This is a genomic window from Streptomyces sp. NPDC031265 (assembly GCF_055570295.1).
Map to the genome: position 1 here is coordinate 25,322 of NZ_JBVIHM010000008.1, position 23,878 is coordinate 49,199.

General features: G+C 70.4%; 16 protein-coding genes and 2 pseudogenes. 5 read left to right on the forward strand and 13 right to left on the reverse strand.

From position 1 onward, the window contains the following. Window positions 1–20 precede the first annotated feature (20 nt). Together ACZ499_RS14710 and ACZ499_RS14715 are read right to left on the reverse strand one after the other, a co-directional pair. A complete protein-coding gene (locus ACZ499_RS14710; protein WP_468675074.1) occupies window positions 21–1,250 on the reverse strand; it encodes an ROK family protein in 1,230 nt (409 codons plus the stop codon). Between the two features lie 311 nt (window positions 1,251–1,561). After that, a complete protein-coding gene (locus ACZ499_RS14715) occupies window positions 1,562–2,149 on the reverse strand; it encodes a hypothetical protein (protein ID WP_468675076.1) in 588 nt (195 codons plus the stop codon). Window positions 2,150–2,209: 60 nt separating this feature from the next. Between ACZ499_RS14715 and ACZ499_RS14720 the strand changes: the two genes are divergently transcribed. Continuing rightward, on the forward strand, window positions 2,210–2,770 hold the full coding sequence (locus ACZ499_RS14720; protein ID WP_468675077.1) for a hypothetical protein: 561 nt from the start codon (window positions 2,210–2,212) through the stop codon (window positions 2,768–2,770). Window positions 2,771–2,935: 165 nt separating this feature from the next. Here ACZ499_RS14720 and ACZ499_RS14725 read toward each other — a convergent pair whose 3' ends face one another. The 3 genes and pseudogenes from ACZ499_RS14725 to ACZ499_RS14735 all read right to left on the reverse strand — a co-directional run bounded on the left by ACZ499_RS14725 (window position 2,936) and on the right by ACZ499_RS14735 (window position 5,632). Then, window positions 2,936–3,769, reverse strand: a complete 834-nt coding sequence (locus ACZ499_RS14725; protein ID WP_468675078.1) for an SDR family NAD(P)-dependent oxidoreductase — start codon at window positions 3,767–3,769, stop codon at window positions 2,936–2,938. Window positions 3,770–4,304: 535 nt separating this feature from the next. Further along, a pseudogene (locus ACZ499_RS14730) lies at window positions 4,305–4,523 on the reverse strand (hypothetical protein); the annotation flags it as partial. A gap of 176 nt (window positions 4,524–4,699) precedes the next feature. Continuing rightward, on the reverse strand, window positions 4,700–5,632 hold the full coding sequence (locus tag ACZ499_RS14735; protein WP_468675079.1) for a hypothetical protein: 933 nt from the start codon (window positions 5,630–5,632) through the stop codon (window positions 4,700–4,702). Between the two features lie 282 nt (window positions 5,633–5,914). On the opposite strand from ACZ499_RS14735, the gene ACZ499_RS14740 reads away from it, so the two are divergent. After that, window positions 5,915–8,053, forward strand: a complete 2,139-nt coding sequence (locus ACZ499_RS14740) for a M4 family metallopeptidase (RefSeq protein ID WP_468675080.1) — start codon at window positions 5,915–5,917, stop codon at window positions 8,051–8,053. A gap of 220 nt (window positions 8,054–8,273) precedes the next feature. On the opposite strand, the gene ACZ499_RS14745 is transcribed toward ACZ499_RS14740, so the two are convergent. From ACZ499_RS14745 to ACZ499_RS14770, 6 genes are all read right to left on the reverse strand, one after another. Next, a complete protein-coding gene (locus tag ACZ499_RS14745; RefSeq protein WP_468675082.1) occupies window positions 8,274–8,669 on the reverse strand; it encodes a spore-associated protein A in 396 nt (131 codons plus the stop codon). A 46-nt stretch (window positions 8,670–8,715) separates the two neighbouring features. Then, window positions 8,716–9,171: a spore-associated protein A gene (locus tag ACZ499_RS14750; protein ID WP_468675083.1), complete on the reverse strand. Its 456-nt coding sequence runs from the start codon at window positions 9,169–9,171 to the stop codon at window positions 8,716–8,718. 98 nt (window positions 9,172–9,269) lie between these two features. Beyond that, window positions 9,270–9,704 carry a spore-associated protein A gene (locus ACZ499_RS14755; protein WP_468675085.1) on the reverse strand — a complete coding sequence of 145 codons (435 nt, stop codon included), beginning with the start codon at window positions 9,702–9,704 and terminating at the stop codon, window positions 9,270–9,272. 782 nt (window positions 9,705–10,486) lie between these two features. Then, window positions 10,487–13,216: a discoidin domain-containing protein gene (locus tag ACZ499_RS14760; protein WP_468675086.1), complete on the reverse strand. Its 2,730-nt coding sequence runs from the start codon at window positions 13,214–13,216 to the stop codon at window positions 10,487–10,489. Between the two features lie 694 nt (window positions 13,217–13,910). After that, the gene (locus ACZ499_RS14765; protein WP_468675088.1) at window positions 13,911–17,468 is read right to left on the reverse strand and encodes a glycosyltransferase; all 3,558 of its coding nucleotides are present in this window, start codon (window positions 17,466–17,468) and stop codon (window positions 13,911–13,913) included. An 858-nt stretch (window positions 17,469–18,326) separates the two neighbouring features. Further along, window positions 18,327–18,974 carry a class I SAM-dependent methyltransferase gene (locus ACZ499_RS14770; protein WP_468675465.1) on the reverse strand — a complete coding sequence of 216 codons (648 nt, stop codon included), beginning with the start codon at window positions 18,972–18,974 and terminating at the stop codon, window positions 18,327–18,329. A 362-nt stretch (window positions 18,975–19,336) separates the two neighbouring features. Here ACZ499_RS14770 and ACZ499_RS14775 point away from each other — a divergent pair, with 362 nt between their 5' ends. Next, window positions 19,337–20,740 carry an amino acid permease gene (locus ACZ499_RS14775; RefSeq protein ID WP_468675090.1) on the forward strand — a complete coding sequence of 468 codons (1,404 nt, stop codon included), beginning with the start codon at window positions 19,337–19,339 and terminating at the stop codon, window positions 20,738–20,740. A gap of 264 nt (window positions 20,741–21,004) precedes the next feature. On the opposite strand, the gene ACZ499_RS14780 is transcribed toward ACZ499_RS14775, so the two are convergent. Continuing rightward, complete coding sequence (locus ACZ499_RS14780; RefSeq protein WP_468675093.1) at window positions 21,005–21,433, reverse strand: MarR family winged helix-turn-helix transcriptional regulator; 429 nt, start codon at window positions 21,431–21,433, stop codon at window positions 21,005–21,007. Window positions 21,434–21,529: 96 nt separating this feature from the next. Further along, on the reverse strand, window positions 21,530–22,411 hold the full coding sequence (locus ACZ499_RS14785) for an NmrA/HSCARG family protein (protein ID WP_468675095.1): 882 nt from the start codon (window positions 22,409–22,411) through the stop codon (window positions 21,530–21,532). A 195-nt stretch (window positions 22,412–22,606) separates the two neighbouring features. On the opposite strand from ACZ499_RS14785, the pseudogene ACZ499_RS14790 reads away from it, so the two are divergent. Together ACZ499_RS14790 and bla are read left to right on the forward strand one after the other, a co-directional pair. Beyond that, window positions 22,607–22,721: pseudogene (locus ACZ499_RS14790) on the forward strand (IS630 family transposase); the annotation flags it as partial. Between the two features lie 161 nt (window positions 22,722–22,882). After that, window positions 22,883–23,812: a class A beta-lactamase gene (gene bla, locus ACZ499_RS14795; protein WP_468675096.1), complete on the forward strand. Its 930-nt coding sequence runs from the start codon at window positions 22,883–22,885 to the stop codon at window positions 23,810–23,812. Window positions 23,813–23,878: the final 66 nt, after the last annotated feature.

Below are 23,878 nucleotides of genomic sequence, written 5' to 3' on the forward strand. Positions count from 1 at the left end.
CAACATTCGGAGTTTCTGAATTAATTGGCGTCCGTCGGCATGCCCAGCGGATCCCGGTAGAGCACGTCGAGGGCGACCGAACCGCCCGCCACCGCGAGCACCGATTCCGCGAAACTGGTGGGCACGACCAGCGCCCCCCGCTCCCGCCCCACCTCCTCGCGCAACGCGCCGAGGCAGTCCTCCCGGTACATCACACCGACCTCGGTGATGACGACCGTCTCCGGGTTGAGCACGTCCAGCAGCAGCCGAGTCGCCCGCCCGACCATCCGGGCCCGCTCCACCAGGAGGCGTACGGCGACCGGATCGCCATCGGCCGCGGCGCCCACCACGTGCATCGGGTTCGCCGTCCGGATGACGCCGCTCTCCCGCGCCCGGCGGGACAGTGTCTGCTCGCTGAGCTCTGCCTGAAGGCACCCGCTCCGGCCGCAGTCGCACGGCTCCGTCCCGCCCTCCAACGGCAGATGGGCGATCGCGCCGGCCTGTGAACGGGGCCCGTGATGGACCTCGTCGTGGGTGGCGAAGGCGGCGTCCACCCCATTGCCGACGAAGAGGTGCAGCACGCTGCGACCACCTCGGGCCCGGCCGAACAACCGCTCCGCGTCGACCAACGCCCGTGCGTGCCCGTCCACATGGACCGGCAGGCCGGTACGGGCGCCGATCACCTCTCGGACGGCCACGTCGCGCCAGCCGAGGAGCCCGTGCTCCACGATGGTGCCGGAGTCCCGGTCCACCCATCCCCCGGCCGCCACACCGACGCCCAGTGGGGTGCGCCCGCCGGCCTGCGCGAACAGCGCGTCGAGCCCGTCGGCGGCGTTGGCGAGGATCCGGCCTGGCTCGATGCCGTCGCCGTGGTCCAGCCGCCGCTCGGCGACCACCCGCCCGCGCAGGTCGAGCAGCGCGACGGTGGTGTACGGCACAGCCACGTGCACCCCGCCGACCACGAACCGCGAAGTGTCCAGGTCGACGGGTATGTACGGGCGCCCGGCCCCCTTGGACTGCCTGGGCACCGCGCCCTCCCGTATCAGGCCCACCGCGCCCAGCTGTGCGCAGTAGTCGGTCACCGACGCCGGGGAGAGGCCGGTCAGACGGGCGATGCCGCTGCGCGCGACGGGACCGTACTCAAGGACGGACCGCAGGACGACGCTGGCGCTGGTCCTGCGCCGCGCGCTGTCCGACACCCGGCGGACCGCCGGGGCCGCACGGTACGGCGGGGAGGCAAGCGGGGGTACGGGTGCTGCGGAGCGGTACATGGGGAACTTCCTCGGGGAGCTGGTCCGACACTGCGCCGTCTGCTTCTCGGCGATCGGGACGGGACCCGCTCCGGCCGCCTCAGCGGGAGAGACAGGTGGCGGTGGCCTGGCGCCGCAGGTCGACATAGCGACGCGACGCGAAGTTCTCAGCCTGGGCGACCATGGCTCGAAGCTAGCAAACCCGGCCGCCCCTGCCCAGATACCGCCCACGGTACGGACCGAAGGCGACACCGCCGCTGCCCCGTGCCCGGCCGCCACACCGCACGGCCGCCCGGCAACCGGGCGGGCGGCGGAAGGTGCGCCCGAAAACTTCAGTGGCCAACGGGGGCCCGGCGGGCCCGGGCCCGGTCGCGGAACCACGCAGTGCCCCCCACCAGCACCGCCGCCCCCACCCCGTACACCGGCAGCCACAGAGTCGTCGTGGCCGCCAGGCACTCGGCAACGGCCTTGCGGGCCTGGACATCCTGCGCGAACGCCAGGGCGGCACCGTCGTTGCCGGCCAGGTTCCCCAGCGCGGCCTTCACCTGAAGGGCCTCGTACCTGCCCATCAGTTCGCACTCGCCGCGCGTGCCCGGCATCGGGAACAGCCAGGCCCCGCGCTGCAGCAGGGGTGCCAGCGCGACCGCCACACAGAGGCCGACGACCAGCGCGTACGCGACCAGGCCGCGCATGTACGCCGAGCGAATGTCCGGCGTCCACTGCGCCCGGCGCTGGAAGGCCAGCATCACCGCAAGAAGCGTCGCCCCGATGAACGTGGCGAACCACTGCCACGAGCCCTGGGCGAGGGCGAACGTCAGCACCGCGGCGAGTCCGATGCCGATGACACCCGGAGCCGGAACGTCATCGCTTGCCGCGACGGATGCCGGCCTCGGGGTCACGCGGGGGCTGGGATCGCTCACGGGCTCTCCTGCGGGGGGAGACATCAGCATCCTTCACGGGGCACCGCGGCCCCGGGCACCATGCCGTACGAGCCCGGCGCCTCGCCCGGATGGCCCGCACCTGGTCGGCCATGCGGGCCGCCGGCCGGGTGCGTCTCCTGCCCGTGGGCCACCGGATCGGCTCCTGGATCGTCGGCGAACCGATCGGCGCCGGCGGCTGGGCCAACGTCCACGCCGGGGCGGCCGGCGGACCGGGCCACGGACCGGTCCGAGGACCGCCTCGCCGACGGGCCCGCGGACCGGATTTCGGGCGAACCCGCAGAAGGCCTCGCGGACGGCCTCCCCGACCGGCCGGACGAGGACGAGCCGGACGAGCACGAGGTCGCCCTCAAGGTCATGCCGACCGCCGGACTCGCGCCCCGCCAGGCACGCACCGTGGCCGAGACCGCCCGCCGCGAACTCGAACCGGGCCGCGGGGCGGGCCACCCGAGGCTCGTCCGGCTCCTCGACTCCCTGGTCCTCAGCGCGCCGGGCCGGCCGTCGCTGGACGGCGCGATCGTCCTCGTCATGGAGCGGGCCGCGGCGGAGGGCGCCGCACTCTGGGCATACGCGCGAGGCGACGGTTCCGTCGAGAACGGATGAGGGCTCCAGCGGTCTCGCGGAGCCGGACGATCCCTTTGTGCTGGCCGGCGAGCCGGGCCAGGGCCAAGACCTGTCCGTCCTCCTCATGGGCGAAGGCGCAGGGTCGTCGACGCCGCCCCTTGCCGACGGGCCGCACGTCAGCATGGCTGTGCCTGAGCGGGTGTCTCACGTACGCAGGTACGAGGCCCCGTTGAGGTCCAGGACCGTCCCCGAGGCCCATTCGGCCGCCGGTGAGGCCAGCCACAGCACGGCCGCCGCGATCTCGTCCGCCGACGCCACCCGTCCGAACGGGCTCTGGGCGCGGATCGCCTCGCCCTCCGCCCCGCTCAACCGGTGCGCAACCCGCTCGGTTTCGAAGAACCCGGGTGCCACGGAGGCGACGCCGATCCCGTACGTGGCGAGGTGCACGGCGAGGGACTGGCCCAGCGCGTGCACCGCCGCCTTCGTCGCCCCGTACGCCGGGTGGTCCGGTTCACCGCGGAAGGCCCCGCGCGAGCCGACGTTGACGATCCGGCCACCACCGCCCTGCTCGATCATCCGGCGAGCCGCGAGGTGGCTGAGGTTGGCCGTCGCGAGGAGGTTGACGGATACGTGACTCTGCCAGGCGGCCGCCCAGTCTTCGTACGCGGTGGTGGCGAGCGGATGTGGGAGGTTCACGGCGGCGTTGTTGACGAGCACGTCCAGCCCACCGAGTCCTGCGGCCGCCGTCTCGGCGACGGCGTGCGCACCGTCCGGGGCGGACAGGTCGCCTCCGGCGAGCACGTGCCCCGTACCGACGAGGGAGGCGAGGGTCGTTTCGGCCTCCTCGCGCCGCGAGCCGAAGTGGACGGCTACCCGGTCGCCATTGGCGGCGAACGCCTGAGCGAGCGCACGGCCGAGCCCGCGCGAGGCACCGCTGACGAGCACGCGACGGCCGGTGGGCGGGAAGGCTCGTGCTGAGGGGGAGGTGCCGGTGGAAGTGGCGGTTTCGCTGGAAGGGAAGGACGCTGCGGAAGTCATGTGGATCATGATCCCCCTCGGCCCGCGCGGCCGGGCCGGCGCCCCGCCCCACGGAGGAGCAGGAATCGCTCCCCCGAATCCGAGGTGGGCGCGTATCTGACGGGCGGGTGTGCCCAGCGGCCAAACTCCGCTGGAGCACCTCCATGCTTGGCCCACCCAGAGTCGCTCCCTCCCCCGTACCCGATGCGCGCAGGGACGTCGGACCGGTCGTCCTGCGCGCATCGGTTGCCCCCCGAGGCCCTGCGCGGCTGAGGCCCACCAGTAGCCCTCGCAGGAGTAGGAGTTGGAGTAAAGCAGGTCGCCGACGCAGACCCGCGCCTGGTAGGTGCCGCCGTCGTAGTACCAGTAAGTGGTGTCGCTGGCGGTGTGGATGTCGGAGATCCGCTGCCAGGGCGCGTCGGAGGAGGTCCGGCGCTCCAGCCAACCCTTGCAGGTGGTGCCCCGGTTGCTGGGGCCGAGCTTGAATGCGCCGCGGACGTGTGCCTCGCCGGTACCGACCTCGTGCCCGCTGTCGAGCCAGCCCTCGCAGCCTGCAGAACGGACGGACCTCGGCGATCTGCCCGTCCTTGACCGTGATCGTGATCGTGATCGTGATCGTGATCGTGATCGTGATCGTGATCGTGATCGTGATCGTGATCGTGATCGTGATCGTGATCGTCTGCAGGATGGGGAAGCTGAGTTCACGGCCGGTCGCACGAGCGCGAGCACGGACCTGAGTGAGCACGACCGCAGTCTCACCGGTGGCAAGAAACTGAACGCCGCACGCAACATCCCGGCCGCCGGACAGGCGGACAGGCGGACAGGTTAAACGCCTCGTGGAGCGCCGGTCAGACCAGGACGAAAGTCCCGGCACAGCGCGGTGAAACAGGAAGACACCGGAAGGGCCAAACGCCCCAGCCCGGAACCCCCGCCCTTTGGAGCGGGAGTACGTCAATCCCATTCCCAGCGCATGGCCTGGAAGCCCGGGCCGGGGTCTTCGACGGTGAAGGCGGCGCGGCCGGAGGCGCTGATCCAGACCTGTTCGGCGGGGTCCATGGGACCGCCGGCGGTGGTGCCGTAGTAACGGTGGCACCGGATGGGGACGGCGTCGGGATGGAACTGGACTTCGAGGGTGTAGAGCCGGGCGGGGGCGCGGAAGCCGGTGCCGACCTCGCTGGTGCGGGCACCGGTGGTCGAAAAGGCGTAGGTGTACTCGATTACGTCGGTCTCGCCCTTGGTGAGCACCCGGTCCAGGAGCAGTTCCGCGACGGACAGCGGCACCGAGACATCAGAACGTACCCGTCCTTTGCGGGCATTGCGGATGCCCGTGAGCTCGGGCAGTGTGCGCTGCGGGTCGTCGCCACGGCTGATGAGCACCAGCCGGTCCACCCGCTCGTGCTCGGCGCGCAGCACCATGGTGACGGTCAGCCGCCGCTCGGCGCCGTTCTCGTCGATCTCGTACCGGTCGTGCACAGCAAGCCGGGTCAGCCCGTCGTCGGTGGAGCCCATCGCGTCGAGCAGGCCGGGCAGGCTCTTGTACTGCTGCCACAGGTCCTCGGTCTCCAGCACCCGAGGCGGGCGGTTGACCCAGCGCCCGCGCGGGCGCTGGGGACCCAGCAGGGAGACCAAGGAGTCGGTGGGAAGGCCCAGCAGTTCCTCCAGCAGCCGGACGGCCTGCCGGGACTGGGGGCGTTCGGGGCGGCTGCGGCCACGCCGCCAGTAGCTGAGAGTGGTCACACTGACGGCAACTCCGCGGGCCGCCAGCCGGTGCTGGATGCGTTCCAGGCTGAGGCCGCTGGCGCGCACGGCGCAGTCGAGCGCGACCTCGAACGGGCCGTGGCGCAAGGCGTCGGCCAGGTCGGGCGGCGGGAGTTGAGGGGGCACAGGTGATCCGTCCTGCATGCCGTGCGGGGGACCACATGCTAGCGACTTCCAGCCAAACGGCAGGTGACACACGTCACGATGTGAACAGTCTTGACCAGGGCCCTGCTTGCGCAGGGGCGAGCACCGACCGTTCGTTCCGCTCCGTACACACGCGCCCATCAGGGCGGGAAACAACGGGGACACACACCCGTTACTTGTCATGATCGTTTCACAGGGATGCTTATTAAACAGAATTGGCATCTCATTGCCCCGGAGACGTAGATCCCGCCATTCTCCGTGCCCATGAAACGATCTCTACTCGTCGGTACGCTGTCCCTCGCGGTCAGCGGCCTTCTGATAGCCGGTGCGGGCACCCCCGCCTCCGCCGCCAAGGGTCCCCGGGCCGTCTCGCCGAAGCCGAGCAAGGCCCAGGCCCTGCGGGATGCCACCGCCGAGGTGGCCGCAAGCCCCAACACCGTCCGGGCAGGCGTCCACGACACCTTCCTGTCACACGATGTGACGGTCGACAAGGACGGCAGCCGCCACGTCCACCTGGACCGCCGCTACCAGGGCCTGCCGGTCCTGGGCGGCGACTTCATCGTGCACTCGGCCCCCAACGGTGAGCTGCGCTCGACCTCCATGACCCTCAAGGCTCCGCTGTCGCTTTCGGTGACGCCGAAGGTCAGCAAGCAGCGTGCCGTGGCCGTGGCCGTCGCGAAGTTCAAGGGCGTCAGGAAGGGCAGCAAGGCCGAGCTCGTCGTCGACGCGACGTCGGCCACGCCGACGCTCGCCTGGCAGGTCGTCGTCGACGGCACCGCCCCCGACGGCTCGCCCAGCCACTTCCACACGCTGGTCGATGCGACGACCGGACAGGCCGGGAAGTCCTGGAACACCTTCCACAGCACGGTGGTCCCGGGCCACACCACCACCTCGCAGACCACTGCCGGGTCTGCTCCTCCCGCCTCGGGCACCGCCCACGGCTACCAGGTCGGCGACGTGACGCTGGGCACGAACAGCGTCTCCGGCGGATACGAGCTCAAGGACCCGACCCGCGGTAACGGGGAGACGCGGGACGCCCAGAACAAGACCGTCACCAACGACTCGCCGCCGGCCGGCTGGGGCGCCGCCTTCACCGACACGGACAACGTGTGGGGCAACGGCACCCTCAGCGACCGCGCCACGGTCGCCGTGGACGCCCACTACGGCATCCAGGCCACCTGGGACTACTACAAGAACGTCCACGGCCGTAACGGCATCAAGAACGACGGCGTCGGCGCCCGTTCCTTCGTCCACTACGGCGTCAACTACGCCAACGCGGGCTGGGACGACGACAGCTTCAGCATGATCTACGGCGACGGCGCCTCCGGCCAGAAGCCGTTCACCGAACTGGACGTGGCCGGCCACGAGATGAGCCACGGCGTCACCGCGGCCACCGCGGGCCTCAACTACTTCGGTGACGCCGGCGGCATGAACGAGTCCACCTCGGACATCTTCGGCACCCTGGTCGAGTTCAACGCCAAGAGCCCCGCGGACACGCCCGACTACCTCATCGGCGAGAAGATCAGCACCTCACCGCTGCGGTACATGGACGACCCGAAGAAGGACGGCGCCTCCCAGAGCTGCTGGACCACCAACACCAAGAACCTGGACCCGCACTACTCGTCCGGCGTCGGCAACCACTGGTTCTACCTGATGGCGGTCGGTTCCGGCTCGTCCAGCTACGGCAACAGCCCGACCTGCGACGGCGGTACGGTCACCGGCCTCGGCAACGACGCCACCGGCAAGATCTGGTACCGCGCGCTCACCACGTACCTGACGGCCGCCTCCACGTATGCGGATGCCCGTACCGCGACCATCAAGGCCGCGACCGACCTGTACGGTGCCAGCAGCACCCAGTGCACCACCGTCGAGAAGGCCTGGAGCGGCGTCGCCGTCGCGCCGACGGCGACCACGTGCGGCGGCAGCGGCACCACTCAGCCGCCGAGCGGCTCCAACCTGCTGTCGAACCCCGGCTTCGAGTCGGGCGCGACCACCTGGTCCGCGTCCTCCGGTGCCATCACCAATGACACCGGCGCCACCGCCCACGCCGGCTCGTACTACGCCTGGCTGGACGGATACGGCTCCTCCCACACCGACACCCTGTCCCAGTCGGTGACCATCCCGGCGACGGCCACGGCTCCGAAGCTGTCCTTCTGGCTCGCGATCGACACCAAGGAGACCGGCACCACCGCGTACGACACCCTCAAGGCGCAGGTCGTCTCCGGCACCACGACGACCACCCTGGCGACGTACTCCAACGCCACACCGAGCGGCTACGTCCAGCGCACCCTCGACCTGTCCGCCTTCAAGGGCAAGACGGTCACCATCAAGTTCACGGGCGCCGAGGACTCCTCACTGGCGACCAGCTTCCTGATCGACGACACCTCGGTCACCACCGGCTGATCCAGCGCGCGGAGCTGCACCGGCCTTGATCAACGGCCCGGACGGGATGGCGACAACGCCCCGTCCGGGCCGTTCCAAAATATGCCGGGCATCGCACCTCCGACACCCTCCCGCGACTGCTGAACGGGGCACCCGGGATGCCGACGACTCGGCGCAACCGCCCTCTCCCCCAGACAGAGCCGGCCGCCCGACCGCCCCGGTACGCAGCCGTCGGTGGGTTTCACCCGCAGTGGCTGTTCCAGCGGCTGACCTCCCGGTCGTGGATCACACCGCCCCAGTCGACGCAGGTTCCGCGGCCGTCCACCTGGACCGGACCGGCGTACAGGGTATAGCGGCCGGAATCCACGTCCTGGACGCCATTGTCGCGCCCGATCCATGCGGTCATCGCCACCGCCGCTCCCGACCCGTGGCGCACGACGACCACGCAGTTCTCCCCGGAACCGGCGTTCCATGTCAGGTATACGGTTCCCAGGTCACCGACCGGCGCGGAATCCACCAGCTCGTGCCCTTTTCCGCACAGTCCGTATCCTGCGGCTCGGGCGGCCGGCGCGGCGGCGAGGAGCAGCCCCGCCGCGACCGTCGCGGCGGTGACCGCAGCAACGGTGTGCCCGATCATGGGCGGAAACCTGACCGCGGGGTGGGGGTATGTGATGGCCGCGCCATCAGTCGCAGTGTCCGGTCGCGGAGGTCGATCCGTACATGAAGGCGCCTCCCCAGCTCACGCAACTCCCTTTCGCGTAGACGTAGACGGGGCCGGCGTATGCCGAGTAGTCGCCCCAGTCCTCGTCACGTAAGGAGGGGTCATCGGCACGTTCGATCCATGCCCTTGTCGACTGCGCGGCGCCGCCCTGCTGGTAACGCACTGTGACAACACAGTTGTATCCCGAAGCGGAGTAGGTGAGATACACCATCGCGCCGGATTCCAGTCTTTGCTTGTCGATCACTTCATAGTCGCTGCCACAGGCGCCGTTGTACTCCCATCCGGCCGGCTGGGCCGCCACCGCGGGCCGACTGCCCTGAGCGGCGACAGCGCCCGCTTCGGGCGCGGCCAGCAGCACGCCCGCCGCAACCGAGGACAGGGTCAGGGCCGCGGCCGTGAGCTTCTTCCCGTGTTTCATGACGGCATCCTTGCGTGAGTCTTTGCCGTTGCCGGATCGTGCGTGAAGGCGTTCACTTCCAGACCCGCGCGTTTTCAGGAATGCGCGCCCCGGCTGCGCTACCCGCAGTGCTTGTTGAACTGATAGGAACCGGTGCCCGCGGGATCCACGTAGCCTCCCCAGTTGAGACAGGTGGCCTGCCCGTTCACGTAGACCGGGCCCGCGTAGTGGCGGTAGAGGTCCTTGTCTTCCTCTTCGTAACCATCGGCGGTGCGCTGGATCCACGCGGTCATGAAGTAGAGGTCGTTGCCCTCGTTCGCCCCGTACTTCTGGGTGACGACACAGTTGTGACCGTTGGAGTCGTTCCAGGTCAGAAAGGTGCGTCCATAGCCACTGATGTCGAGTGAATCGACCACGCGATATCCGGAGCCGCACGCGCCGTTGTACTGCCCGTCCGCCGGTACCGCCTCGGCCGTCGCCGGAACCGCGATCAGACCGGCCACCGAAACGAGCGCCGTGAATCCCACCCTGATACTGATCTGTCCGGCCTTCATTCCGAAAATCTCCTCGTCTGCCGTGCGCCATCTGTACGTGGGCGGTGACGGCGGACAGAATCGGCCGCCATCCTTACGGGAAAGAGCGGGGAAGGCGTAACGGTTTGTTGTCCGGCGCCCCGTCGAACGGCCGGTGAACCGTTCCCCGCAGGGCTTCGTGCTCACTGCATTCGCGGTGAGTTCTTGTCGGCCAAGCGAGTTGGGGCAGAGGAATGGACCGGCTGGAGCCGCCGACCAGTGGGGTGGGTCAGTCGCAGTGATACGGCCCCTTGTGGAAGCGGGCGGCCCACGATGACGTGTCGTTGCGACGACCGCGGTCGAGACCGCCAGGGTTGCCATACGGCGGCGTATCCGTCGGGTGCGGATACCGGTTTCCGCCTTTCCGCGGTGAAGCGGGGTCCGCACGCGCCACCGGGGTGCGATCTTCACTGGCCCTCCCGAATGAGGTTGAGACTACGAAAGCCCCAACGTCACCCGCCCCCGGTTTGTCCGTCAATTGATCCGCTCAAAAGCCCAGGTCGGCGGCGGACATTGGGAATTGTCCGCGGACGACGGAACGGAGCGCCTGCTCATTCTGCGCATCCGATGAGGCCACTGCCGGGCGGCCGCTCCCCCAACCGAGCGCCGTCGAGCTGCGGTTGGGGGCGGTGACCAGCCCCCTGTTTGAGCTGCCGACGGTCGCCACCCGCGCGACCCTCGCCCGCCGGCGTAAGGCGTCCGGGGCAGCAGACGCCTTATCCGGCGAGCGAAGCCGCCGACCGCCAACGCCGGTCATCTCTCCCCTAGTTCACGGTCAGCTCCGCGACGCCCGGGTGCTTCTTGGCCTCCGCATCGCCTTGCACCGTCACCCGTACATACCGTGCGAGCCGCGCATCGTCCGCCACCGCGCGCTGCCAGTGCCGCCCGTCAAGGGAGAGCTCGATGCTGTAGGCAGTGGGCTTGGTGTCGTTCCAGGTGGGGGTGACCTTCGTGACGCGGACCGGCTTGGCGAGGTCCGCCGTCAGCTCGCCCCGTGCACCGTCCGGGACCCAGGCCGTGGCCGTGTTGCCGTCGAGCGCGGCGCCCGCGTACATGCCGGGCTGTTCGGATGAGGCCGTGGCCGTGGTGCAGCGGGCCGCGTTGGTGGTGCGGTCGAGGTCGGGGCGGCGGGTCTTGAGGACGGCCGGGACGTCCTTGCTGACGATCTGCTCGCCCTGGGGAGTGTCGAGCGTCATCGGCGCGCCGTCGGTGAGGCGCACGGTGGTGCGGTGGGCGCCGAGTTCGATGTCGTAGGTGCGCCCCTGCCAGGTCAGGCCGTGCAGGGTGACGCCGCGGTCGAGCTGCGGCGGCAGCATCGGGTCGAGGTGCAGGCGGTTCTCGCGCATCCGCATCCCGGTCAGGCCGTTGGTGAAGACCTGCAGGAAGCCGCCCTTGCCGGTGAGGAAGTCATGCGCGGGCGAGCCCGCCAAGGGGTCATCGGCGCCCGCCTTGGCACCACGGGCCTCCGAGAACTGCGCGAAGGGGCCGCGGACGAACGGCTTGATGGAACGCTCCAGATACGTGTACGTGGAGCAGCCCGGCTCCCCGATTCCAGCGGCGTCGATGGCGTGCACCGAGTCCGTCATGGCCGGGCCGTCCGGGTCGGTGCGCTGCGCGTAGTAGTCGAGGGTGGCGGCGTCGGCGCCCTTGGGCATCGGCCACTCCAGCGGGTACATCAGCAGGACCGTGTCGGCCTGCTTGATGGTGCTGCCGTGGTAGCCGTCGTACTGCTGGAAGACCTTGCTCTGTGCGTCGTACGGGATCCGGATGCGGTCGGCGATCGCCTTCCACGCGGTGGGAGCCTGCTTGCCGAGCACTTCGGCGGCGCGGGTGGCGTGGCGCAGCGCCGTGGCGGCGCCGGCGTTGGTGAAGACCGCGTCGTCGACACCGTTGCTGTACTCGTCGGGCCCGGCCGTGTCCTTGATCGAGTAGCTGCCGTCCGTGTTGCGGCTGACACGTCCCGCCCAGAACTCCGCGATGCCCTGCAGCACCGGCCAGCCGCGCTCGCGCAGCCACTGGGTGTCCTTGGTGGCCAGGTAGTACTGCCAGGTGGCCAGGGAGATGTCGGACTGGAGGTGGATCTGGGTGCGGCAGTGCGGCGGGTCGACGCTGTGGCACTCCTGGGCCAGGTTGCCCGAACTTCCGCTGTTCCAGGGGTAGAAGAGCCCTTGATAGCCGAGCTTGCGGGCGTTCTCGCGCGCCCCCGCGCGAGTCCGGTAGCGGTAGTCGACCACGGTCTTCGCGAGTTCGGGCCGGGTGGCCAGCAGGCCCGGGTACATCCACGTCTCGGCGTCCCAGAAGACGAGACCCGCATAGTTGTCGCTGGTCAGGCCCGCCGGAGCGATGCTGTTGGCCGCGCCCTCGCGGGTGTTGGAGAGCAGCCCGTACTGCGCGGACCGCACCCACGACTGCATCTCGCGCTGCCCGGGGACCTCGATGTCGCTGCGCCACAGCCTCGACCAGGCGGCGGTGTGGGACCGCAGCAGGGCGTCCCAGCCACGGTCGGCGGCACGCTGCGACGCGGCGGTGGCGTCGCGGCGCGGCGCGTGCGAGGTCAGAGCCGTGTCGACGCCGACGTACTTGGTGAAGTCGTAGGACTGCCCGCGCCGGACCGGGAGGGCGAGGGCCTGGCGAGCGGTCATGTTCTGGGCGTGGCCGGCCTGCTGGGTCGTGGCGCCGTGGGCCCCGCGTCCGGCACGCAGGGTGGAGGCGACGGCGCCGTCGACGCCGGTGCCGTCCGTGCGGAAAGCCACGTCCATGGTCGGTGCGGTCCGGCCGTCGCCGCGCTGCCCCCTGGTCCGGTCACCGCCGCCGGTCTGCTGGATGCGCCGCGCGCCGCGACCGTCCAGCATGTCGGTGACGGTCGCCTCCCCGCTCCAGTGCGGGATCATGCTCATGTGTACGGCGCCCACATGCGGGTTGACTCGGTCGGCGAGCACCTCGTACACGAGGTCGGTGCGGCGGCCGTCGGCGGCGGTCCAGGTCAGCGATGTACGCACCACTCCGCAGTGAAGGAGGAGCGACTGACGGTAGTGGGAGATCCGGCCCGGCGATGTCGAAGAGTTGAAGGTATCGCTCTGCGCCCCGCCGGTACTGACGCTGAGTGCGGTCCAGGTGGGCAGCGCGGCGACGGCCTGCCGGTCCGAGGCGGTCTGCTTGTTGTGCGCGTACAGACCGGAGACGAGGGAGCCGTCGTAGCGCGGGGTGAACAGCGGCCAGCCGGTCTTGGCCGTGCTGTCGGCGTATCCCGCACCGTTGGGGGGCACGCGCTGGCCCAGGTAGCCGTTGCCGACGAAGGCATGGTGGGTGTCTGCCGCGTCCGCACGGGTGGTGCCGAGCGTCCAGCCGTCGCTGTCGCGGCAGGTCGCGGTCGTGGCGGCGGTGTTCATCGCCGGCTGCGAGGCCGCAGAGGGCACGGAGGCGACGAGCGCTCCGGCCAGTAGCACCGCGGTCAGTCGGGCGGCACGCGGCCGCACACCGAGGGAGTACGTCATTGTTCTCCGTCACTCTGGTTCGCCTGCGAGGGTCCTGGGACCATAAATTTCCTGAACGATCCACGTCAATAGCTGTGCGTTCTTCATCAAGTTCCGAATTCATGGGGACGGCTGTCGGCGGGCGGGCAGACGTGATTCAGCCAGTGCGGGGTGGCAGGGAGTGCGGCTGGGCCACATGGATGGCGAGGCCCCCTGTGCCGACCCGGCACGACCCGCTCACCGTGGGGCCCCTCCTCCTCCGGCCCGAGCGGGCCAGTCACCGTGGGGATGTGGGGGGGGTCGGGCACTGGCGAGTGGCCCCTGTGCCACGTGCACGAGCAGCACGAGCAGCACGGCAATGAAGTCATGGGAGTCAGGGCACTGCACGCGTACCGTCCGGCGCAAGGGTCGTCCCGGCCGGGAGCGCTGTCCGGACGGCCGGTCACGCCGTGGCGCGCAGGGCGCGGCGGACGCTTCCGCGTTGCCCTCCGCGTCACGGGCGTCCAGCGAGCACCCGGCGTCTTCGAGCTCACCTGGGACAGCGACGGCCGCGTGACACGGAGTACGGGCTGGAGCAGGTACCGGGCGTGCCACATCGTGTGGCGGCGAGTCGGCAACCGCGACAGCACCCACGGGGCCATGGGCACGTCCACGGCTACGGAGGGCCTGACCCGACGGCCGTCAGCCGCCGGTTCCCGAACGGCTGCCGACCGTGTCAGGTCATCCGGCCCGGCCCCGTGCCCCGCGAACCGCGGGGCGGGACCTCGGCCAGGACCAGGCGGGCGGCGGCCGCCCAGGTGACTGAGGCGGAGAGGCGGCTGCGCACGGTGTGCATCCGTTCGAACTCCTCCTCGCGGCCGCTCAGGCACTTCTCGATCCGTGCGGCCCATTCCCTGGTGTCGTCCGCGAAGTCGCCCGTAACGGGAACGATCAAGTGGTCGGCGTCGGAGCGGAGTTCCTCGCGCAGCAACTGCGCCAGTCCGCTCTGGTCGCTGACGAGTACGGGCACACCGCGCAGGATGGCCTCCTGTCCGACCAGGCCGAAGGCCTCCGAGCGGGACGGCATCACCACCAGCCCGGCGCGCAGCATGTCGGACTCCAGTTTGCGCGGGTCGGAGGAGTAGGGGCGTACCACCACGCGCAGGCCGGGACAGCCTGACCAGTCCTGGATGAGCTGCTGCTGTTCGTCGGCCTTCTCCGGCGGTGCGCCGCGGACGAACAGCTCGATCGGCTCTCCCGCCGCTCTGTTCCGCAGCTCGTGCACCATTCCGCAGGCCCGGGCGGCGAGGTCGACTCCCTTGAGCCGGACGTCCTCGGTGCGGCCGACGAACAGCACCTTGTGCAGCCCGTCCGGTGGAGGCCTGCGGCGCGCGAAGACGTTCGGCAGACCCCCCGCGTCGGCCGGCCCGGTGGACATGGGCGAATCGAAGCCCGGATCCAGGCGCAGCGGTTCGGGGACTCCGAGGCCCCAGAGCTCGTTGCTGAAACGGCGTTTCAGCGCCGGGCCGACCGCGACCACCCGGTGGGCCGTCAGGCCCAGCTCGCGCTCGATCTCGGTGCGTTCCTCGGCCTGCCGGGCACGGTCGACGCCGTCACCCAGCTTGTGCCATTCGATCTCGTCCGGCGCCATGTGGACGAAGTGCAGCCGACGGGCGTGCGGGAAGAAGTCCTCCTTGAGGTGGGCGGCCGCCGGTCCGGTGATGCGGGCGTGTCCGATGACCAGGTCGGGCTGCGTACCGTGCGGGAGGGGCGGCCGACGGGTGAGCCGGCCGTAGTCCGGGGCTCCCGGCGCGCCGGGGTGGGTGAGCAGGGTGACGCCCTTCTCCTTGGCGTCGGTCACCTCGGAGGCGTCGGCGTCCAGCACGATGCAGAAGACCTGGGCGCCCGCGGCCGCCATCGCCACACACAGGTGCCGGTTGAAGGTGCTCAGGCCGCCGCGGCCCGAGGACCATTCGGTGGCGACGACCAGGACGCAGGGCCGCTCCGACAGGACGTGGACGGCGGCCAGTTCGGTGGCGGTCACCCGGTCGAGGTCGAAGTCAAGTCCGTCGTCGAAGCTGGCGTCCTCGGCCTCGTCGGCGTCCGTGACCAGGTCCTCGTCCGTGGTCATACCGGTGTCGGTGTCGGGGTCAGCGCCCACGTCCTCGTCGGCGGGAGCATCGGGCTCCTCGGCCTCGACCGCGGGGGCCGCGGTGGGCGGGCCGATGGCGCCGCTGTCGGCCAGCGCCCGCAGCAGTGGCTCCGGCGTCGCATGGCTCAGGTAGGCGCTGTCCCGCACAACTTCGCCGAGGATCCGGCCGGCTGCGGCGTGGGTGGCGAGGTGTTCGAGGATGTACGGGTCCGCCGCGGCCCAGTCGCTTCGTCCGTCGGCCGTGCGCGGTACCAGGCGGGCCAGTCCCCGGGCCATGTGCCTCTGCTGCTCCCGCTCGTCGGCGGACGCCCGCAAGAACTCAGCGAGTGCGACGTGAAAGAGCCGGTGGACCTTGGTGCCGTCGGGCCGGGTGCTGTCGACCACGAGCGTGCCCGCCCGGTCGCGGAACCTCCGAAGCTCCTCGGGCGTACACACATCGCCGGTGAGGGCCTCGACCAGTGGCGCCCACAGTCCGTGAGGCAGGCCCGCTCCCTGAGCGTAGGCGAGCGGCGACAGCAGGCGCTGCGAGCGTGCCTCGTCGGGGCCGAGGCGTTGGATCAGGCCCTGGAACAGCGAGGGGAGGTCCCCTGCGTTCAACGGTATGCCGTCAGCCGCCAGCGCACGCGCCGCCAACAGGTGCACCATCAGGAAGGAGTGGCCCACCTCGCGGGTGAAGTCGCGTTCGAGCTCAGCCAATATCGCGGCGGCCTGGCCGGGATCCTGGGCCAGCCGGTAGGCGAGCTGGCGCGGCGCGTCCTCGTCCCGGTACTCGGGCGAGTCGAGGTCGAGAACCTCGACGTCCGGGCCCAGTGACTCCAGTTGGGTCGGGCGGGTCACGACGAGGAGCCGCACCGCGGGAATGCGACCGAGCGAGCGGACGAAGCCGGCGAGCCCGTCGTCGTACGCGGACGGGGCGATCTCGTCGAGGCCGTCGAGGACGATGACGACGGGGTCGGTCCGTGCGCGAAGCGCGGCGAGCACGTGTCCCGGGGCCGAGCCCGGGGCCCGGCCGAGCGCGGCGGCCAGGTCGGCGGCCAGCGACTGCAGCCCGTTGACGCCTCGGCCACTGAGCGGAATGACGGCCAGCCCCGGCGGCGGCAGCGTCTGGGGCGCGGTGTTCATCCTCGCCGGGCTGTCCGGGTCGGTCAGTGCCAGGAAGCGGCCCAGGAGGGCGGTCTTGCCGGAGCCCGGCGCGCCGGTGACCGCCAGCGGTGGCACCGCGGCGCCGGGCGCCGCCCGCACCCAGGAGGCGATCCGGGCCAGGGCGTTCGTCCGCCCCACGAAGAAGTCACCCGGCTCGGCGGCGTGCGCGACGCCACGGCTGCGCGGCTCGAAGTGGTCGCGGTGCTCGTGCCGCAGCCGGGCCACACCCACGGGGTCGAAGGTGTCGCGCGGCAGGTCCGGCACGTATCGCTGGTTCGGGAAGAAGCCCTCCGTCTCCGCCGTCCGGTGTCCGGCGTAGAAGGGTCCGCCAGTTGTCCCGTAGTCCGTGAGGTGGCGGTGCATGGCCTTGAACACGTCGGCGACGGGGAGGTAGCGCTGCCGCGGCCCGGCGTACGGGTGGGTGAGCGCGTACGTCCAGGCGTCCACCAGGGACACGGCGCCGTCGGTGTTCCGGGTGTACGTGACCAGGTGGTACGCGCCGTCCTGGGGCTGCGTGTGAACGTGGGGAACAGCCCATCCGGCCGCCGCGTGGTCACCGGCTTCCGCCGCGCACACGTCGAGAACGGTCAGGATGCTTCCCACACCGCTGTCGGCGATCATGGCAGTGAGGTCGTCGGCGGCCAGTGACGTGTACGCGCGCCCCGGTTCGCTGTCCGAAGCGAGCAGATGGAGACGCGGCCCGTCGCCGGAGCCGTGGCCGGCGAAGTACACGACCAGCACGTCGTCCGGCCCGAGCCGGGCTTCCCTGGTCCAGCGCACCACACCGGACCGCAGCTGTTCGACGGTGGGAGAGGTCCCGAGTTCGGAAAGGACGCGCTCGTACCCGAAGTTCGCGAGCAGGCCGGCCACACGTTCCGCGTCCGACCCGGCGCCGGGAAGGTCCGGCAGGCCCGGTGAGCGGTACTGGGAGACACCGATGGACACCAGGTAGCGGCGCCCCGCGTCCGTGCTCCGACGGCCCGCTTCGCCTCCGTTCACGCCAGTCCCCTCGCTCCGGCACGCGAGCGGAGGCCGCTTGCCACCGCCCCCTGCCGCCCCTGACGTCCGCGCCCCGCTCCCCTTGGGCGGACAGCCGCCGCTGTAGGTCCGACCCTAGGGCAAACAGCCTGGCTGCTGCGGCACTTCGCCGGGAACTCACCCTGCGAGCCAGGGCCTAGACCGTGCACGTGCCACTCGCCCGGCCGGGTACCGGTCCGCCCCCGGCGACGAAGACGGCGCCGAGCTCCCGCTCCCTTGTTCGCCCTGGTGTCGGCAGAAGAGTTCGGGCTGACAGCTTCTGGCGTGTTCGGCGGGTGACCGGGCCGGTGCTCCAGCTCGGCGCCCCAGGACGTCTCGGGGCCTTGCTCACCCCTGTCTCCCGGCGCGGGTTGCAGCGGCCGCCGTACCCGCCGTACCCAAGCCCGCCGCCTCACCCCGACAGGTCTTCCGCGGCGAGCGAGCCGCCCCCTCCGGGCGCGGCCGGCCGCGGCGAGCGCTCACCCGGGGGTGCCCGCTCCCCGCAGCGGTTCCAGGCCGAGCGGTGTGCAACAGTGCCCAACGGCCTTGCCGTCGCGCTGGGTGGCGATGAGGCGGGCATCCCGGAGGGCCATGGCGTGCTCGAAGGCGGAGGACTCGCTGATGCCCAGCCCCTTGGCGATGCCCGACGTACTGCGCGGGGAGTTCAGCGGCCCCCGTCACGGTCGCGTTCGGCTTCCGGCGCATGTTCAAGACCGACGCCATCCGCTCCGGCCCTGCGCCCTGCCGCGGGCAGTGCGCCCTGAGCGTGAGCCGCCGCCTGGAGCCGCCTCCCCGTCCAGCAGGTCAGATGCGGTCATGCGTTCGCTCAGACAGCCCTGCCTAGGCTTTACGGGCGAGCAGTTGAACCTCCTGGAACTGCCGCCGGTCAGTGGGCTGAGGCTCGCGAACCATCCGGGCCACCTCGGCCAACCCGGACTTGCGCAGCATCGCGGCGAGGTGATCAGGCCACCACCGATAGGCCGGCGCGACGGTGTGATCGAAGACCTGCGTCGGGTGAGAGGGGTCATCGCTTGCCGAAAAGCCGACCAGAAGGTGGCCGCCAGGTGCCAGCACACGATGGAACTCCCCCAGGATGACGGGGAGTTCCTGCGGCGGCGTATGGATGATGGACCAGCGTGAGAGTACGCCGCCCAGCACGCCGTCAGCGATGTTCAACGCGGCCATCGAGCCCACGTCGAAGGGCAGGCCCGGATAGGCCTGTCGAGCCAACTTGATCATCGCAGGAGAGGCATCAACACCAGACGCCACCAACCCCAACTCGCCCAGATATGCGGTGATATGGCCAGGCCCACAACCCAAGTCCGCGACCCGACCGTCCCCCTTCGCACGTACGACCTCGGCGAAGGCGCCCAAGATCGCACGGTCCAGGGGGCTGTCACGCAGTGTGTCGCGGAACAGCTGCGCATAGGTGGCGGCAGCAGCGTCGTAGGCCTCGCGAGTAACGCCGAGGGCATCATGTTCGACCATGCTCACGACAGTAGTTCCTGACGCTGAGCGGAGCTGCGAATTCCCGAGCCTTGCACGTCACGCCCCAGGCAGCCTGGACGACAGGTCGCGGGCCTGCGCGCCGAGCCGGCCGCATTCAAGGCGGTCTGGGCCTTGGGTCCGGTCCCCGTCAGGCCGGAAAGAGCAACAAGGCGAGCAGAAGCTCGGCGATTCACCACGCCATACGCCCCCCACCCCTGACCTTGCCCGGGCATTCCACTCCGTACGGGCGAGATGACAGAAAGCCATCACATCTTCCGGATAACGGACAGAGCGGATGGAAGATCGCTTGGGCGTCTCATAATCAGGCGTACTTGCATCTCATTAATTGGACACACCCGCACATGAGCCAGACACTGACACCCACTCCCCGTCAACAACAGGACACGCCCGGGCCGGGCACCCCGCTCTCGAACGGGCTCAAGCAACGGCACCTTTCGATGATCGCGCTCGGCGGGGTCATCGGGGCCGGTCTCTTCGTCGGGTCCGGCGCCGGTATCGCTGCCGCCGGGCCGTCTATCGTCCTGGCCTACGCCGCGTCCGGCATCCTGGTGATGTTCGTGATGCGCATGCTCGGCGAGATGTCCGCCGCCAACCCCGACTCGGGCTCGTTCTCCGTGCACGCCGAGCGCGCGATCGGCCCCTGGGCGGGATTCACCGCCGGATGGATGTTCTGGACGCTGCTCGTCGTGGGGGTCGGGATCGAGGCGATCGGCGCCGCGCACATCATGCAGGGTTGGTTCCCGGGCACCCCGTCCTGGCTGTGGGTGCTGGCCCTCATGGCGCTGTTCTGCGGCGCGAACCTGACTGCCGTCTCCAACTTCGGCGAGTTCGAGTTCTGGTTCGCCGCATTGAAGATCGGTGCCATCGCGCTCTTCCTGACGCTGTGCACCCTGGCGGTCGTCGGCCTGCTGCCCGGCACCGACTCCCCCGGCACGGCACACCTCGTCCACGACGGCGGGTTCCTGCCGACCGGCATGGGCGGACTGCTCGTCGGGCTGCTCGCCTCGGTCGTCGCGTACGGCGGCCTGGAGACGGTGACCATCGCGGCGGCCGAGTCCGAGGACCCGGCGCGGGGCGTGGCCAAGGCCGTGAAGACGACGATGTGGCGGATCGGCATCGTCTACGTGGGCTCGATGCTGGCGATCGTCACGCTCATCCCGTGGAACGACAAGGCCGTCACCGACTGCGGCCCGTACGCCGCCGTGCTCGACCGGCTCGGTGTCCCCGGCGGCGCGCAGATCATGAACGCGGTCATCCTGATCGCGCTGCTCTCCGCGATGAACGCCAACATCTACGGCTCCTCGCGCATGGCGTACTCACTGGTCGCGCGCGGGCAGGGCCCCGCCTTCCTCGGCAAGGTCTCCGGCCGGGTCCCGCGCCGCGCGGTCCTCGCGTCGTGCGCGTTCGGGTTCGTCGCCGTGCTCCTGTCGTACTGGTGGCCCACGACCGTCTTCGCCTGGCTGCTCAACATGGTCGGCGGGGTCGTGCTGATCGTGTGGGGCTTCATCGCGGTGTCCCAGCTGGTGCTGCGCCGCCGCCTGGAGCGCACGGCATCCGCCCAACCGGCCGTCCGGATGTGGGGTTTCCCGTATCTGACATGGGCGACCCTGGCCGCTGTGACCGGCGTGCTGGTGCTCATGGCCCTGGACTCCGGGACGCGGGTGGAGCTCTACTTCACCGGCGGACTGGCGCTGACGCTCGCCGCGATCGGTTACGCACGACAGCGGAAAGCGCAGACGCGCTGAGCGCACGGCGGGGCGGGACACCACACCTTCGCCCCGCCGATGAACGAACTCCGTCGGCTCTTGCCCTCCTGGGACATGGGGCTGACAAGTACCACCGATCTGGTGGTGGTCGTGCTCGGCACGGCGTTGATGCTGCCGTCACCGTCCCGCCCCGGCAGCCGTCTTTCAGGCTGCTGCGTCGACGGCGCTCACCCGACGGCATTCGCACATGGCAGTAAACGTCGGCGACCTCAAGCGGTCGGTGCGCCACCGCTGTTCGGGAGGTCAGCGCAGACGTCCGCCGGCGGTCGTCGCCTTCTCAAGGTTGTGGCTCATGCGTTCCAGGACTTGGACGGCTGTGCGGTACTCGTCCAGGGAGATGCCGGTCGTGGACAGCTCGCGGAACGCGTCGACGCGTACAGCCACGTCGGCGAGGTGCTGGCGACCACGAGGCGTAAGGGCGAGCCGACCTGGCGCGGGACGGTGGGCCCAGCCACCGGAGAGAACGGTGTCGATGGCTGCGGTCAGCGTGGAGATGTCGGCGTTGGCGGCGAGGGCCGACAGAACCTCGGTGTCGGTGGCCTCGGGGGTGTCCTGGATGACGTTGAGAACCTGCCAGGCGATCCGTGTGAGGCCGAACTCCTCCAGCATGCCGTTCATATAGCAGGTGAGGGCCTTGTCGGTGCGGTTGAGCCAGTAGCCGATCGGTTTCATGAGTGTGTTCTTTCAGTGGTGGCCGTGTTGACCTGCCCTCGTCCGGGCAGGGGTGGTGGGTTGCGTCCCCCGGCACGGCGGTGCGGGCGGAGGATGTCACCGAGGCGTGGGGGTGTGGGACAGGAGGGCGGCCCAGTCCTGGGCGACGGCCCAGTCGGTGAAGCTGTGCCAGCTCACTTCGGGGTAGTCGCGGCGTAGCCCGGTGACGTCGACGTCGAGGCCGACACTGGTGAAGTACTCGAACATGGCTGCCAGGTCAGCCGATCGGGTCCGGACGTAGGCCAGGGGTACTTCCTGGTGGGCGACCGGGCAACCGATCGCGGTGGCGAGGATCTCCGCCATCTGCGCGGGAGTGCGCTCGTCGGAGGCGATGTCGATGCGGTGGCCGGCGAAGTCGTCACGGCGCTGGAGGACCAGCGCAGCGAAGGCGCCGATGTCGGCGGCGGGGATGAGCGTGAGGGGCTGGTGGGCAGGCATGGGCCAGGCGAAGGTGCCCTCGCGCAGCCCGTCGAGGGTCCAGCCGTCGGCGTAGTTGTCCATGAACGCGGCCGGGGCGATCACGGTCCAGGGCACTTGGGCCGCGCGCAGGTGCTGCTCGACCAGGTGCTTGCTCTGGTAATGCGGGACGCCGGTGCTCCGGTCGGCGTGGGCGGCGGAGGTGAACACGATGTGTCCCAGATGGGCCAGCGCCGCCGCGTCGATGAGGGCTTTGCCCTGTCGGACTTCGGTGGCGGTGTCCGTGCCGAACGGGGTGGTGACCGCGAAGAGGGAGTCCGCTCCGGTGAGGGCGGCCCCCAACGAGGGAGCGTTGTCGAAGTCGGCGTGGCGTACCTCGGCACCGAGGCTGCGCAGGGCGTCGGCGGCGGGTGAGTCGGGCTGGCGGGTGAGCGCGCGTACCTGGTGGCCGGCTGCCAGCAGGGCGCGGGTGGTGGCCCCGCCCTGGGCTCCGGTGGCTCCGGTGACGGCGATGGTGAGCATGGTTCCCCCCATAGGGCATATCACTGCGTGAAGCATTAATTGCGTTACGCAGACGATAGCCCAAATCACTGCGTCGCGCAGCAAATTGGGAGTGTGACCCAGACGACAGAGTCGCCCCGGGGTGCGCACCTTGTCGTCCGCACCGCGCTTGCGGGCCTGGCCGTTGGCGAAGTCGACCCGGCCCGGTGGATGGACACACCGTCCGCTTCCCGCACCCGGTCCCGGCGGGTGCCACACCCCGGTGATCCGGGTCAGGGGACGCTCCCGGAGCCGGGGCTCGGTGGCTGCCCTGTGCCGGCACACCCAAGGTCCCGTCCACCCTCGAAGCGCGAACACCTCAGCCGCCTCTCGGTTGCTGACCTGCGCCACCGTGCGGGAGTGACGATGATCGGGTTCCGCGGGCAAGATCGGGGCATGTGCCTTTCATCCCTGATACGCACCGATTTCCCCGGCGCACCCGGAGGTTGGACCATGCAGTACTCACGCGCACGACGTACCGCCCTGGGCGGGCTCGCCCTGCTCGCCACTCTTCCTCTGGTGGCCTGCACGCAGGCCGGCGGCCAGGCGTCGTCACCGGCGCCGCCCACCGGGACGACTCGGCCGCAGACGAACGCGAAACCGCCCGTGGCCGATTTCAAGGAGCTGGAGCGCAAGTACGGTTCACGGCTCGGGGTGTACGCGGTGAACACCGGCGACGGGCGTGAGGTGGCCTACCGCGACGGCGAACGGTTCGCCTACGCCTCCACGTTCAAGGCGCTCGCCGCCGGGGCCGTCCTGCGGAAGTACTCCCTGGGCGGAATGACCAAGGTGATCCATTACTCCAAGGACGACCTGGTGGCCAACTCGCCCGTCACCGAAAAGCACGTCGACACCGGAATGACGTTGGGCGAGCTGTGCGACGCCGCCGTGCGCTACAGCGACAACACGGCCGGGAACCTGCTGTTCGACGCGCTCGGCGGACCGAAAGGGCTGGAGAACGCCCTCAGGGAGACGGGCGATGCGGTGACTCGCGTCGAGCGCCGCGAGCCGGAGCTGAACCAGTGGGCCCCCGGCACTGTACGGGACACCACCACGCCCCGCGCACTGGCCCAGGACCTGCGCGCGTTCGTCCTCGGCAACCGCCTCGGCACAGCCGAACGCGCCCAGCTGACGCGCTGGCTGCGGACCAACACCACCGGAGACGAGCTCATCCGGGCCGGAGTCCCCAAGGGCTGGACGGTCGGCGACAAGACCGGCGCGGGCGGCGTCTACGGCATCCGCAACGACATCGCCGTGGTGTGGCCCCCCGACGCGGCGCCCATCGTCATGGCGATCCTGTCGAACCGCGGGACTCAGGACGCCGACTACGACAACAAACTGATCGCGGACGCGGCGGCCGTGGTTACCCGAGCGGTGTCGTAGGCGGAAGCCGGCCGGGGCTCCGGGTGCCTGTCGCCGAGTTGACGCCGATGTGGTTGAACACCGGCA